We start from the raw sequence: 14,711 nt of genomic DNA, 5'->3' as shown, positions 1-14,711 counted from the left end.
GAGTCAGCAGACTTACTACGAGCCGCCCTGGTTAGTCCAGGAACTTCGTCTTCTGTGACGCCGGTGGTCAAGAGACCTCGCCTGTCGGCGCCGTCCGTTAGCCTCCTCGGGGACGGTTGCCGATGAATCGTCTTACCGCCAGGGCCTCCTGGTCACCCCTTCTGACAAGCAAGGACACCCCGACTGATGGCAGTGACTCAGCAGGAGATCGAGAATCGGTTGTGGGACGCCGCCGATGAGCTGCGCGTAGCAATGCCCGAAGCGCAATACTCCTCGGTCGTCTTCCCGCTGATGTTTTGGAAGTACCTGTCGGATACATGGGACCACCGCCACCAGGAGTTCCTGGACGAGAACGAGGGTCTGGACGACCTGTCCGCCGAGGAAGCACGCGAGATCGAGTACCGAGACAATCAGTCGTTCGAGATCCCGTATCTTCACCCGGACACGGTCCAACAGGTCCGCGCCTCGTGGTCGGCTATCCTCGCAACCATCACTCAGCCAGGTCTCGGCCAGCGGGTACGCGCTTCCTTGCAAGCCATCGAGACGGCCAACCCTGACAAGTTTTCCCGTTTGTTCGGATCCATGACTTGGACCTCAGAGGAAGTGTTGCCAGGCGAGGTGTTGGCGGCCGTGATGCAGGCGATGGACCGCACCCCGAAGATGCACGAGGGCAACATGTCCCACGATGTGCTCGGTGGAGCGTACGAGTACCTGCTGAAGCGATTCTCCGACGGGTCCGGCACCCGTGCCGGCCAGTTCTTCACCCCGCGCGAAGTCGTGGAACTGATCGTCGAGCTCCTGGACCCCAAGGGGTTCGAGTCGGTATACGACCCGACCTGCGGGTCGGGCGGCATGCTAATCGCCTCCGCGACCCTGCTGAAAGCCCACGGCGGACGGGGCTACACACTCAGTCTCTACGGGCAGGAGTCAGTCCTGGACACCGCGGGTGTGGCACGCATGAACCTCTTCATGCACAATCTCACCCAGTTCCAGGTCGAGGTTGGTGACACCCTGAAGGAACCGCGCTTCAAGAAACAGGACGGGTCCGTCGCGCAGTTCGACGTAATTCTCGCCAATCCGCCCTACTCGCTGAAGTGGAAGCCTTGGACTAAGGATCCGCGCGCCATCGGTGGTGTCGCCCCGCAGTCGTCGGCGGACTGGGCGTTCGTGCAGCATATGATTGCGTCGATGGACCCGCAGAAGGGGCGCGCTGGTGTCGTCCTGCCGCACGGCGTCTTGTTCCGAGGGGGTCAGGAAGCAGCCATTCGACAGCGTGTCCTGGACGATGACCTTCTGGAAGCTGTAATCGGCTTGCCAGGAAACCTCTTCTACAGCACCAGTATCCCTACGGCGATCCTCATATTCCGTGCGCCAGGAACGAAGATGCCGCAGCGGAAGGACGGTGTGCTGTTCATTGACGCCTCCAAGCGGTTCGCCAAGGCCAAGAATCGAAACATCCTGACCGCCAAGGACATTGCCGATGTGATGACCGCCTACCGCTCAAGCTTCGATGCCAACGGCGATGCGGTAGACCACCTCGACCGAGACGGCGACCCCTCAGCGCGATTCATTCCCACCGCGGAGATCGTGGCGAACGAGTACGACCTCAACATCGGCCGGTACATCAAGCAGACGGCCGCCGAGCAGGAAGACCTCGGCACCCTCATCGACGCTTACAACATCGCCCGAGCGGATCGCCAGAAATCCGAACAGCGCATGCTTTCCGTGCTCGCTGCTGCCGGGATTGAGGGCTTCGATGAATGAATGGCCGCGCGTTCCTGCAGGGAAGATCGCGCGTCAGCGGCGGGAGATTATTCACCTGGAGCCGGGGACCGAATACCGCACAATGGGTGTGCGGTGGTATGGCAAGGGCGCCTATGACAGAGGCGTCGTAACGACTGAGACAGTCAAGGCCAAGTCTCTATATCGGGTCCGGGAAGGAGACTTCACATTCAACCGAATCGACACCCAGAAGGGTGCATTCGATGTCATCTCCGCCGAACTTGATGGCACTCTGGCGACGAACGAGTTCCCCCTCTACGAAGTGAGGAGGGCAGAGGTCGACGCCCGTTTCCTGCTCCTCAACTTCCAGCGGCCCGAAGTGTTGCGACAGATCGGTGCTGTGCGGGCAGGCTCCGAGGGGCGTGCTCGATGGAAGGAAGCTGACTTCGAGGCGTGGGTCGTTCCTCTACCGCCGGTCCCTGTCCAGGAGCGGATAATAGAAGTCATCGGTGCGGTCGACGACCAGATCGCTGCACTCGACAGGGAATCCGAGGCGTTGGCGGGGATCTTGGAATCTCTGCGCTCAGATTTGCCGATGGCGGATCAGCAGCCTGTAGGTGACGTACTCCTAGGGATAGACAGCGGCAAGAGCGTCCAGGCTGGGGGGGAAGCCTTGTCGGAGGACAAGTTTCGCATCCTGAAACTCAGCGCGGTGCAGCGTGGTTGGTTCAAACCTTCCGAGGCCAAGGCAGTGACGGACGCCGACGCGTTTTCGGCTAGTCATATCGTGAATGACGGGGATCTGCTCATCACGCGGGCAAACACCCCGGAGCGCGTTGGCTTCGTCGCTGTCGCGAAAAGTGTGCCTCAGGGGACGTTCATGCCTGATCTGATCTGGCGCCTTCGCATCGACGAATCCCGTGTTTCCGTGAACTACCTCCAGCATGCTCTGTCATCGCACGAGCTGCGGACTCGGATATCTGGGACAGCTGGTGGCACGAGCAAGTCGATGGTCAAGATCAACAAGCGTGGGTTCGGCTCTATTCGGGTGCCTCTTCCTTCGCTTATGGAGCAGGGTGACTACGTCCGGCGATGCGATGCTGTGGTTGAGGTAATCATGGCTACCCGTACTGAGGTGGCCTGCCTTCGAAAGGTTCGGGCCGGGCTGTTGGAGGGGTTGTTGGACAACACCCTCGACATTAAGTCCGCGGAGTTGGAGATCTAAGCAGTGGCCAAGGGTATTCGAGAGCGTGAGTTTCAGAACCTGATGATCGAGTGGTCCCTCCCGATGGGCTGGAACTTCACAGCCGGCAGGGCCTTGCCACGTCAGACGACACAGACGGTGATCACCTCTCAGCTGCGGGATGCCATCGTCCGGCTCAACCCTGGCGTGATTGGCGGGTTCGACGTGGACGCCGTGGTTGATGAGATTGCCGCTACGGTCAATGCCGTCGAAGGCGGGCTAGTGCGGGCCAATGAGCAGGTGCTGCGTATCCTGCGCGGGCTCAAGGAGTTCCGGGACGCCGACGGTGCGTGGCACGCGCTAAAGGTCATCGCCTTCGACCCGACTGACCCGAAGACCAACACGCTGGTCGTGTCCGACGAGGTGACAATCACTGTGCCGGGCAAGACTTCTCGTCGGTTCGACCTCGTGTACTGGGTGAACGGGTTGCCTCTCGTCGTGGTCGAGGTGAAGTCCCCGACCGCGAAGTCCGGGTGGGCGGACGCAGCTCGGGAGATCAACAACGTGTACGCCACCGAGTACCCGTGGTTCTTCACCCCAAATGTCTTCGCCGTTGCCTCAGACGGGCTGAAGCTGCGGTTCGGCGCGACCGGTGCACCGATGAACCTGTGGCAGCCGTTTCGATCCACCGCCGACGACGAGAACCTAGCTGGGCAGGCCGATGTGCGGCGCTCGGTCGAGCTGCTGATGAACCCAGCCACTGTCCTGGACATCCTGGCGAACTTCGCCTTGTTCGACACGTCCGGGGGTGGGGTCGACATGAAGTACCTGCCCCGCTACCCGCAGATGGAGGCCGCGCACCTGATCCACGATCGAGTCGTCAAGGGCGGGACTAAGGGCCTGATCTGGCACCACCAAGGCAGCGGGAAGACGCTGTTAATGGTCTTCGCCGCTTCACTACTGCTTGCCGACACCCGTACCGAGTCGCCCACCATCATCCTGCTGTCAGACCGAACCCAGCTCGTCCGGCAGACCTCTGGGGTGTTCACTTCGGCGATGGGGGACGCCTATTTTCATCAGCCTGCCACCAGCCAAGAGTTGCGCTCCTTGCTGGCCGATGACGTCCGTGGTGTCATCTCCACGACCGTGCACAAGTTCGCTGATGCAGGTAAGGACCTGTCGACTCGCAGCAACATTATCGTGATGGTCGACGAAGCACACCGCACCCAGTCCGGGCGGTCGAAGTCCCTGGCAGGGCAGATGCGCGCAGCATTGCCGCACGCGAAGTTCTTTGGCATGACCGGCACTCCTGTCAGGAATCTCACTACCGACACCTTCGCCCTCTTCGGCGAGGAGACCGATCCCGGCAGGGTGCTGCACCGGTACTCGGTGTCCCGGTCGCTACTGGATGAGGCCACCGTCCCGGTCATGCTGGACCCGCACCCAGTTTCGTTCGATATGAACGACAAGGAATTGCAAGCTGAGTTCGACCAGTTCGCCGATGAATACGACCTCGACGACCCCGATCGAGAGGCTTTGTCCCGTAAGTTCGGGCGGCTCACGTCGGTGTTCGCCAACCCCGACCGTATCCACGCGGTCTGCCAGGACATCGTGGATCACTATTTGGCCGGTCCTTACCGCAATGGACTCAAAGGTCAGGTTGTCGCCTACAACCGTGAGATGGCCGTGGCGTACACAGGCAAGATAAATGAGCTGCTAGCCGGCTTCGAGGCGTCGCAGGTGCTCGCCGCACTCGGCAAGCACGAGTGGATCTCTGCCGAGGTGAACATCTCCGTCTCGGACGGCAAGGACGAAGACCCCGCTATGCGGGCGTTCAAGCTATCGGAGACTGAGGAGGAGGAACAGAAGCGACACTTCCTCACCCCAGACGACCCGCTGTGCTTCATCGTTGTGACGGCAAAATTGATGGCTGGGTTCGATGCCCCCAACGAGGGTGTCCTGTATCTGGACAAGCCGCTGAAGGCCCACAATTTGTTTCAAACGATCACGCGCCCAAACCGTACCTGGGTGTCCCCCACCGGGTTCGTGAAGACCGCTGGCGTGGTCGTGGATTACATCGGCCTGGCCGGAGAGGTACAGCGGGCCGTCGCCGACCCTACTGCGGCGGCGAAAGCCGACCAGAGCGGAGGGTTCATCAGCAAGGTGTCCGAGCTGGTCGCCGAGTTCCGCACCACCTTCGCCTACATCGAAGACTTGCTCGCGGACGTGGACGGCTTGGACCTCACGGTTCATGGATATGAGTCCGTGCGAGCCATCAACGGCTTCTTGGACGCCAATCCAGTTGCCGCTGAAGTGTTCACCAAGAACTATCGGCTCCTGGCCCGCCTATACCCATACATCAACACTGACCAGCGTGTTGTCAAATACCAGAATGGCTTCGGGCTTTTCGGGTCTGCGTACACGACCCTGTTCAAGAAGTCCTCCGACGAGGAACGAAAGGAACGGCTGAGCGAGCTGGGGCCGATGGTCCTGGACATAATCAATGCCCACGTCCACTCCTTCTCCGTGGTCACCACCCAAGAGGAACCCCTCGTCTTGGACGCCCAGGGCATTGCCATCCTGAAGGAACTGCTGGCCCTGATCCGCAGCAAGCCCAGCAAGGGCAATGGCGCGGATAAGCCGCCGCCATCCGCGGCAGAGATCCTGAGCCACATAAAGGCCACTCTCGATGCGGGCGTTGAACCAGGATCCGCGAAGTACACCGCTCTCGCCGAGCGGATCAGACTACTGCGGGACCGGATCATCCAGAACTCCCAAGACGCCCTGGAGTTCCTTTCCGAAGCACTTCGGATCGCCCGCGCCATCGTGAACGCCCAGAAGCACCCCGACGAAGCCATTGTGCTGGACGACGACCGCGTGGGAATCCTGACGCGGATCATCCACGAACACGCGCCCGCGGGCCTCACAGTCACGGAAAGGAACCTGGCCGAGGAGATCGACCGGGTGGTGACCACCACCCTCGCCCGGTCATGGGACAACGCCGACGCTAGAAACCGAGGTGCCCGGCGCGCCACCGCCGCCGTCTTCCGCCGGTACCTCTTGAAGCCGGTGGGGGAGCCATACGACTCCACCGTCGCCTACATCGAAGCGCATTACCTGGTCGACTAAACGGTCGAAGGCTCGGGAGGGTTCATTGTTATCAGCCAAGGGGAAAACGGTTCTGTCGGGCGTGGTACACGGAGCCGGACGTCTCCCGACTGCTTCAGGTCAACTGGCAACACGTGCGAGACGAAACCGTAGAGTCATTGGTATCGCCACGTGGCGGCCCAGTGCGGTGAGGCCATGAGATTCGTTGTACAGCAGGCGAACCGGTCTATGGCTCGGCGGCCAGGCACTTTGTATCTAGTCAGCTCGAACTGGGATGACGGTGTCCAGTACAAGACGCTGTACAACGTCTATTACATCAACGAGGCTGGCAAGACTATCTCGATCGGCGGTACCAAGATCGGAAAGTTCGGGCTGCAGCCTGGCCGCGCCAACGATCCGCGGGACGGATATCGGTACCCGCATCTGCCTCAAGAGTTTGAGACCCTCGGTGACCAGTATTTCTCCCTAGGACAGGACCCGTTGTTCTACGAGGCGTTGACCGCCATCGGGGACAAATTTCGTGAAGAGGTCCTCACCGCACTGAGGGACATAGCCTTCAACGCCGCGCTGGGGATAAGTGCGGAAGCTGAAGAGGTCACCCGTGTTTCACTGTTGCGGGACGTGCCCCTGCCGATCGCGCGAGGCCAGTTCGCGAGGCTTGCACGAGGCGGTGCACGCCTTACTCCCTACCAGATCTCGCTGCAGGCAAGCTCGGATGATTCCGGCACGGTCGAACCGATCACCCTCGACATCGCTGTGGTACCCGATTCCCGTCCTCCGACCAATATTCAAGTACTCATCGGACGCAACGGCGTCGGAAAAAGCACCTACCTGCACAACCTTGCCACTGCCCTCGTGCATGGCTCCGACCACGACGACGCGATGACCACCGTCCGAGATCAATTGTCGAATGTGGTATCAGTGTCGTTCAGCGCGTTCGACTCGTTCGAGCCGATCACTGTTCCCTATGACCGGACAAAGGGACTGAACTACCACTATGTGGGCCTGAAGAAGATCGGGGTACCCAAGAACGAATTAGGTAAAGACCATCGCGCGCTGTCCCATGAAATGACTCGCACAGCACGCGCCTGCCTCGAAGGGGCACGGCGCGAACGGTGGAGCCGTGCCTTGAAACTGCTCGAAGTCGACCCGATCTTTGCCCAGGCCGGATTGTCGGAACGCATCGATTCCATCTCTGTTCACGCCGACCAGGTCGAAGTCCTACGTGCGATGCCAGAGATCTTCCGCGGTTTCAGCTCCGGCCACAAGATCGTGCTTCTGACCGTGACACGGTTGGTGGAGACCGTCGAAGAGAAGAGCTTGGTTCTGCTCGACGAACCTGAAGCGCACCTTCATCCGCCGCTACTGTCGGCCTTCATCCGTGCTCTGAGCGACTTGCTTACTCACCGCAACGGGATCGCGCTGATCGCCACCCATTCACCAGTTGTACTGCAAGAAGTGACGCGCTCGTGTGCATGGCGGCTACACCGGTCCGGGAATGAGGTGGCTGTGGATCGGCTGCGGATGGAGACTTTCGCTGAGAATGTCGGCACGCTGACAGACGAAGTGTTCGGCCTTGAGGTTACTGCGACCGGCTTCCACAGAATCCTTGCCGATGCGGCGGCAGACTACGGTGACTACGACACCGCACTAGCCTCATTCGGCCGACAAGTCGGTGCCGAGGGTCGCGCGATTCTGAGAGCCATGATCAACACGGCGGGTGCAGCGCGTGTGGAGCGTTAACCCGCCGACATTCACCGTCTCAGAGACCGCGACTCTATGCGCAGGGAGCATTGGCGACAAATCACTCGCTGAACGTGTCCTGGCGGCACGGGACAACCTCTCCGGTAACAGTGACCGACTGCGCAAGGCCATCGGCGGCGACGCAACCCATCTTGTCGACAACACTTCGTTCCCAGTAGTCGACGAACTATCGGCGTCGGAGATGGGCTTTCTCTATACTGGGCAGTTCGTCCCACGCACCAAACCTGCGCGAGCTCACTACGACAAGATCATCCTGGCTGCGCCCCACGGTTTGTGCTGCTATTGCCAGTACGGGTATGCGGACACGATCGATCACGTCATCCCCAAAGTCCATGTTCCCGCGCTCGCCATCGATCCCTGGAACCTGGTGCCCTGTTGCGGGCCATGTAACCACACCCTCGGCGAGACTCATTCCGACCAACCCGAGAAGCAGCTGCTACACCCATATGCGATGCCGGCACTTGGACGCTGGCTGAGAGCCCGCGTCATCGAACAAGCACCGATTGTGCTTCAATTCACCGCCGAACCCGCCGCGGAACTCACCGAAATTCTGCAGCAACGCATCCACAACGAGTTCGCGGCGCTACACCTGGCCGACAAATACTCCGTCGTCTCCGCCCAGCAGATCACTACTACTAACCGGACCCTGTCGCGACAATGGCGCAGCGAGGATCACGAGACCGTTCGTGCGTATCTGCACGAACTCGCCTGTGATGCAGCAGGTCCCGACGTCAACGACCGCCGCGCTGTTGTGTATCAAGCTCTCGCGGATAGCGAATGGTACTGCCAAGAAGGGTTCTTGACATGACTACCGCACGCGGTCAATCGCAGGCTTGCTGTTCGGTGGAGCGGGTCAAACACTCATCTGCGGCATGTCGTCATCGCATTGACACGCCTTCTGCTGCAACGGAATTGGGTCGCCTACAGGGGGAAGTGCCCTAGGGCTTTGCGCCCCGAATCCGCGGAAATTGGCAACGGATTTGGCAACCGGACACAGCAGGATCCAACGAGACGGGTGAAATGCCACGGACAGTGCGGACGATTGAAACCCCGCTGACCAGCGCAGAACGGATTCGGCCGAACGCGGAGGGACCGTGCGGGACGGGTCCTCGTTGGCTCATAATCCAGCGATCCCAGGACGTTGGCTTCGGTCCTCGCCGCTCATACCAGTTCGACGCGGGCGCTGAGCGCCGATGCGGGAATAGCGGGCAGCGATAGTGTCGGTCAGGAGTGGGCAACCGCGTACGACAAGGTCGCTGCTCTGGCCCTGACGGCTTCTGCGGACCTGGTCACCGCGTGCGACCCTACCCCCGACCTGATTGCTGTCGCTGTGCACAACCACGCTGTGGCCGAGGCGGCCGCTCACCATGACGAGGCAGCGCCGCCCCACCGCAGTTGCTGCCTACGTCATGTCTGGTAGACGTAGTGCCTTCCGCGCCGGTCGCCGGAATCCCAGAACCCCTTCGGCTGGTCCTTCATCGGGGACCTCATTTGCGCGGCATGGCCGACCGGTCACAGGGATCAGCTGTATGCGGCCGAATCTGCTTGGCACGCAGCCGCTATCGCCGCAGATCTCTCCTGCTCTCGCATTCTTGGAGGACCAGCGGTCGGAAGAAATCCCTACAACGATCGCCACGGCCACTTAACGCCAGGACGATGCACTTTTGCTGACTCGACTCGATTGAGCCAAGACGGCGTTCGGCGCTACTTCCCGTTCCTCCCATATCCGAACACGCTGTTCAGGTGCCAGTTGATCTCTTCGATGACGAACGGGCTGGGTTTCGCCTCGTAAGAGTCGGAGGTGATGGCTTCCGGGGTGATGTGGTCGAAGGAATCGTCCTCGTCGTTCCAGATTGATCTGCGGGAAGAGTATTCGTATCGGGGGATGCCGCCAGAGGCGTTGGCAGGGCAGTCGCGCATGCCGCCTGCGCAGCGGGCATGGGGTGTTTTGGCGGTGCGGGGGAGGAGTTCGGTGAGGACCAGGTGGTGGGGCCAGGGGTCGACGAAGTCGTAGAGGTAGTAGAGGGTGTCGCCGGGGGTGGTGAGGAGTTCGTCGAGGCAGACCTGGTTTTCGGGGGTGGCGGGGTCGCCTGCGGCTACCGCTTCGGGGGAGATGTAGCGGGCGGTGGGGGTGTCGATGCTTGGGCCGCAACGGAATTCGTGGTGGGCGCGGTCTACCCAGCCGAAGGATACGCCCAGTACCTCGTGGAGGTCGTGGAGGAAGAGTTCGGAGGAGACGTCGAGCCAGCGGTAGAGGGGTGGGTCGGTGCCGGCGATTGTGGCGCGCAGGCGGAAGGTGACCGGCTTTTTGCGGCGCGGTCGGCGGTGGGATGGCTGTGTGTCGGCCACGGGGCGAGATTAGTTGATGTGGTGCCCGCGGTGTCCCGCGATGACGAATGAGGTCGGGGTGTACCGGGACAGATGCGTCGAAACCCCCAGCGGGGGCTGGAGGTTTCGGATAACCAGTGCTACTTCAGGGAGACCGTGGTGCCGCCGCTGAACATCGAGTCGTGCAGGACGATGTGGTCGGGGACCGAGTCGGCGGGGAGGTCGTAGACGACCTGGGCGGTGATCTTGTTGCCGGGGTTGACGCTGGCGTAGAGGCTGGTGTCGGACTGGAGGTTGATGGCGGCGGCGGTGTCGTTGCTGAATTTGCGGTTTTTGGCATCGTAGACGTATTGGTCTGTGGGGGAGAAGGATTGGGGCTTGTCGGAGGTGTTGGTGATGGTTATGGAGATGATGGTGTAGGAGCCCTGGGCCGTCTTCTGGAGGAATTGGTTGTCGCCCACCGTCTTTACGCCGGACTGGACTTCGGTGACCACGAACTCGAATTTGCCGTCGCGGACGGGGGTGTTCAGGCCGGGGAGAGGCTTATTGGGGTCAGCGCCCGGGGTGGATGAGGAGGAAGACGACGAGCCTTTGGTCATCAGCGCGCCGCCGATGCCGCAGACCGCGACGATCGCTGCGAGGACGATCAGGATGGTGCGGAGCGTGTGGGATTTCTTGGGTGGCGGGGCGGGCTGCTGGTACTGGGGGTAGCCCTGCGGGGGAAGCTGGCCGGGGTAGGGCTGATTCGGGTGGGACATGAGGTTCCTTTGGGCAGGTTCGGGAGGTCCCCGGTCGTCGACCGGGGACCGATTGCGTTGGGGTGGAAGCGGAGTGGTTACTCGGCGACCCAGTTGCAGCCGCTGACGTCGATCACGTCGCCGGCGTTGAGCTTCACGAAGGAAGCCCCGGTGTACGACTGGATGTCGATCAGTTCGGACGACTTCGCGCCCTTGTACGGCAGCCAGGTGATGAAGCAGGAGCCGTAGTCCTGGTCGCGGGGGCCGTCGGTGCGGTAGGTGCCGGGCTGGACGTCCTGGCCCACGACCTGCTGGCCCTCGTGGAGCTGGGTGGCGGCGGCGTTGGCGGTGCCACCCATGGCGAGGGTGGTGATGGCGGTGGCGGCGAGGAGGGTGATGGCGTTGCGGCGCATGGGTTTTCCTTCATTCAGGGGTTGGAGATCGGGTGGCCGGTTTCGGCTCTGTCCCGCTGATGCAAAACCGTAAGAGACAGTGAAAACATTGTCAACACGAAATCTGTGATTGATTTTTGCTCATGCGTCCAGCAGTCTGGGGGAACGTTTACGAGAGGAGGGGTATGTCGAAGCCCGCTTCAGCGGTCAGTGCCGCGGAGATTTCGCGGTTGGCCGATGTCACGCGTGCCACGGTGAGCAACTGGCGTCGGCGGCATGACGACTTTCCCAAGCCGATTGCCGGGAGTAGTGAGGCTCGGCCGCAGTTCGACCTGCGGGAAGTGCAGGAATGGCTGGCTGAGCACGGGGTTGAGGTTTCCGAGTCGCCGGTGACCGAGTTGCGGACGCTGGTGCGGTCGCACACCACGCCGGATGCCCTCTCTCGGTTGATGGCGGGGCTTCGGGCCTCGAAGGGGACGTGGAGCGCCGACAAGCGAGCCGATGTACACAGTCGGATCGATGTACACAGCGAGACGGATGTAAACAGTGGCAGCGTCGCCGAACTGCTGCAGTTGCTGGAACGCGCGGCCACCGCGGACGGGAATCGCGCCGCCCTGGACGTTCTCGCGGAGCGTGCGCTGGAGGACACCGCGGCGACGGGTGTGTACATCACGCCGGAACCGGTCGCGAAACTGATGGCGGCCCTGCTGGATTCACCCTCCGCGCCGGAATTGCGGAGCGTGCTCGACCCGGCTTGCGGGAGCGGGTCGCTCCTGTTGGCGACGGCCGGTCTCGGCGCGGTCGAGCTTTACGGTCAGGACGCGCTGTCCGTGCAGGTTGAGCGCACTCGCTTGCTACTGGAAGCCGAGGCCGATCTCGAACCCGTTGTACGCGAGGGCGATTCCCTCACCGCCGATGCGTTCGAGGATCTGCGCGTCGACGCTGTGGTCTGCAATCCTCCCTATGGACAACGTGATTGGGGCTCCGGTGAGCTCGCCTTCGACACTCGCTGGGATTACGGCACACCCCCGCGCGGTGAGCCGGAGCTGGCCTGGGTGCAGCACGCCATAGCGCACCTGCGACCCGGCGGCACCGCCCTGCTGCTACTCCCACCTGCGGTGGCGACCCGCCCCTCCGGCCGCAAGATTCGCGCGGGCCTGGTGCGCAAGGGCGCGCTGCGCGCGGTCATAGGACTCGTGCCGGGCGCGGCACAACCGTGGCATGTGGGTTTGCAGATCTGGGTGCTGCGGCCGGTGCAGCCGGGTGAGACCGCTTCGGAAACAATGCTTTTCGTCGATACGACGGCACTGCCGGCGGCCGCAGAAGGCATCGACTGGGAATCCGTCACCGAGTCGACGCTGAAAGCATGGCGAGCCTTCGACGGCGAGAACTCAAGTACCGCAACAGTTTCTGGCCTCGCCGCCACCGTGCGCCTGGTCGAGGTCCTGGACGACGAAGTCGATCTGACCCCGGCGCGATATGTTCGCTCGTCACTGGACTCGGACACCGTTTCCGATCAGGTCGATGACGCGATTCGCCGACTCTCCAGCGTGGCAGCCGAACTGGCCGAGGTGACGGCCGCACTCGGCGGCTGGTCCGGCACCACAGCCAAGTCCTGGCGCTTCGTCTCCATCGCCGACCTGGTGAATTACGGCCAGCTGGAATGGATTCGAGCCTCACCGCCGAGCACCGGCCGACAAGCGGATGACTCTCGCGCCATCCTCACGGCTCCCGATGTCGCCACCGGCAGCCCGGCCTCGGGTAGCTTCAGCAACTCCGCTCCGGAGACCGAGGTGGAAATCCGAACCGGTGATGTGCTGATCCCAGCCGTCAGAAGCGATCGAACCGGCGGTCGCAGTGCGCGCGTCGCCGGTCCTGAGGACGCGGGGGCAATCCGCGGTCCACACGTGCACCTATTGCGAGCCGACCGGGATCGGCTCGACCCCTGGTTTCTCGCGGGCTTCCTCACCGGCGCGGAAAACGTCTCCGCCACCAGGACATCCACGATCAGATTCGACCCGAGCCGCCTGCGTGTGCCAGTACTCAGCCTCGCCGAGCAGCAACGCTACGGCGAAACCTTCCGCCACCTGTTCCTACTGCGCGGCGCGGCCCGCCGAGCCACCTACGCCGCGGAGAGCGTCGCGGAATTGGTGACCACCGGGCTCACCGCCGGAGCGCTCGCACCGGATGAGAAGGATGAGAACTAATGCAGGGGCGTACATCCGCTACTCGCTGCCGAGCGCTGCTACGGTTGCCGAGGACCGCAATGGGAGTGCGGGCGGTAAACGCGTGGGGAGGCAGGCCGTGACGGGGGATATCGCCGCTCATCCGGGCTATCGCTCGTTCGCGGAACACGAATTCGATGCCGTCGTCCATGATCCGGCGAACTTCGGGCGTGCGCGCTGGGCCACGGTCGAACGGGCGGCGGTGTGGCTGCGGGAATGCCTTGGGCATGCCGAAGCGGGCGGGTTGGTCGCCGTGGCCATGCCGTCGAGCGCGGCGACCGGACCCGACTCGCGTGCGCTGCGAAACATGCTGCTGCGCAATGGAGTGCTGCGCGGCATCATCTCCGGATTGCCCGATGCGCCGGATCTGTGGCTGCTTCGGCAGAGTGAGACACCTCCGAGCCATGTGCTGCTGATGGATGCGCTCGGTGAGCCCGGGCTCGCCTCGAATGCCTGGCGCGGTTTCGAATCGGACCCGGCGCACCCTGACGCCGCGCCCTACGCGGTGCGAGTGGTCGACCTGCTCGATGATCGAATCGATCTGGCTCCGCGCAATCTGATGGGTGATCCGTCGGCGGAGTACTCCGCGCTGCGCACCGCACTGGTGGGACAGCGGATTTGGGAGCCGCCGTCGCTGGAGTCGAATAGTGCTGAGCACAGCGCGATTTCGCTGGAGGAACTGGTCGACGCGGAGGCCGTGACCTGTTTTGAAGCACCACCGACCGTCGCCTCGGAATACGGCGAGACGCCTTTGCTCTCGGCGAAGGATGTTCGCCTGGGTCGCCCTGCCTCACGCTGGGGGAACACGGATGCCAGCGGCGCGATCACCGTCCGCAAAGGTGATGTGGCCGTGGTGATCAGCACCGAACCCGCCGTCCGCGTCTGCGTTGACGACGGTGCGCTACTCGGCTCCGGCATCCAGCTGGTGCGCACCAATGCCAAGGCCGTCGATCCGAATTTCCTCGCCGGAGTCCTGCGCGCCGCCGTGGACGCCGCGGACGGCAATCACGTCGACCTCTACCAGGTCGCGGTGCCCAGAATCCCGCTCGCCGAGCAGCGCCGCTACGGTGCCGCCTTCGAACAGCTGACTGAGCTGGAAACCGCCTGGCAGCAGCAACGTTCGACCATGGAGCGCCTGGTCCGCACCGGATTTCGCGGCCTCGCGCAGGGCATGTTGCGGCCCCCGGATCACGCCGTCTCGTCGCAGGCCCACGTTCCAGATGGCAGCGGTGACGAGTAGCGTGTCGGTTTT

General features: G+C 62.5%; 10 protein-coding genes. 7 read left to right on the top strand and 3 right to left on the bottom strand.

Translation table 11 applies throughout. The features are described 5' to 3' along the window. The first annotated feature begins 186 nt into the window (after nucleotides 1–186). From AB0L82_RS31165 to AB0L82_RS31145, 5 genes are all read left to right on the top strand, one after another. Nucleotides 187–1,764, top strand: a complete 1,578-nt coding sequence (locus AB0L82_RS31165) for an N-6 DNA methylase (RefSeq protein ID WP_364644124.1) — start codon at nucleotides 187–189, stop codon at nucleotides 1,762–1,764. After that, nucleotides 1,757–2,947 (top strand): hypothetical protein, encoded by a 1,191-nt coding sequence (locus AB0L82_RS31160; protein WP_364644121.1) that lies wholly within the window; start codon nucleotides 1,757–1,759, stop codon nucleotides 2,945–2,947. Before AB0L82_RS31165 ends, AB0L82_RS31160 begins: the two co-directional genes overlap by 8 nt. Nucleotides 2,948–2,950: 3 nt before the next feature. After that, nucleotides 2,951–6,034, top strand: coding sequence for an HsdR family type I site-specific deoxyribonuclease (locus AB0L82_RS31155; protein WP_364644118.1), 3,084 nt, complete (start codon nucleotides 2,951–2,953; stop codon nucleotides 6,032–6,034). 174 nt (nucleotides 6,035–6,208) lie between these two features. Next, a complete protein-coding gene (locus tag AB0L82_RS31150) occupies nucleotides 6,209–7,756 on the top strand; it encodes an AAA family ATPase (RefSeq protein ID WP_364644115.1) in 1,548 nt (515 codons plus the stop codon). Beyond that, nucleotides 7,743–8,585, top strand: coding sequence for a hypothetical protein (locus AB0L82_RS31145; protein WP_364644112.1), 843 nt, complete (start codon nucleotides 7,743–7,745; stop codon nucleotides 8,583–8,585). The genes AB0L82_RS31150 and AB0L82_RS31145 overlap by 14 nt, the downstream gene beginning before the upstream one ends. An 896-nt stretch (nucleotides 8,586–9,481) precedes the next feature. Here AB0L82_RS31145 and AB0L82_RS31140 read toward each other — a convergent pair. From AB0L82_RS31140 to AB0L82_RS31130, 3 genes are all read right to left on the bottom strand, one after another. Then, nucleotides 9,482–10,126 (bottom strand): plasmid pRiA4b ORF-3 family protein, encoded by a 645-nt coding sequence (locus AB0L82_RS31140; RefSeq protein WP_364644109.1) that lies wholly within the window; start codon nucleotides 10,124–10,126, stop codon nucleotides 9,482–9,484. 119 nt (nucleotides 10,127–10,245) lie between these two features. Next, nucleotides 10,246–10,863, bottom strand: coding sequence for a DUF4352 domain-containing protein (locus AB0L82_RS31135; protein WP_364644106.1), 618 nt, complete (start codon nucleotides 10,861–10,863; stop codon nucleotides 10,246–10,248). Nucleotides 10,864–10,940: 77 nt separating this feature from the next. Next, nucleotides 10,941–11,255 (bottom strand): hypothetical protein, encoded by a 315-nt coding sequence (locus AB0L82_RS31130; protein WP_364644103.1) that lies wholly within the window; start codon nucleotides 11,253–11,255, stop codon nucleotides 10,941–10,943. A gap of 164 nt (nucleotides 11,256–11,419) precedes the next feature. Between AB0L82_RS31130 and AB0L82_RS31125 the strand changes: the two genes are divergently transcribed. Further along, entirely contained in the window at nucleotides 11,420–13,441 is a 2,022-nt protein-coding gene (locus AB0L82_RS31125) for an N-6 DNA methylase (protein ID WP_364644100.1), read from the top strand. Further along, the gene (locus AB0L82_RS31120; protein ID WP_364644096.1) at nucleotides 13,431–14,699 is read left to right on the top strand and encodes a hypothetical protein; all 1,269 of its coding nucleotides are present in this window, start codon (nucleotides 13,431–13,433) and stop codon (nucleotides 14,697–14,699) included. Before AB0L82_RS31125 ends, AB0L82_RS31120 begins: the two co-directional genes overlap by 11 nt. Nucleotides 14,700–14,711 lie beyond the last annotated feature (12 nt).

Origin of the sequence: Nocardia sp. NPDC052001, from assembly GCF_040680615.1 — a bacterium.
Classification (GTDB): domain Bacteria; phylum Actinomycetota; class Actinomycetes; order Mycobacteriales; family Mycobacteriaceae; genus Nocardia.
This window is presented reverse-complemented; position numbering and strand designations above follow the sequence as displayed.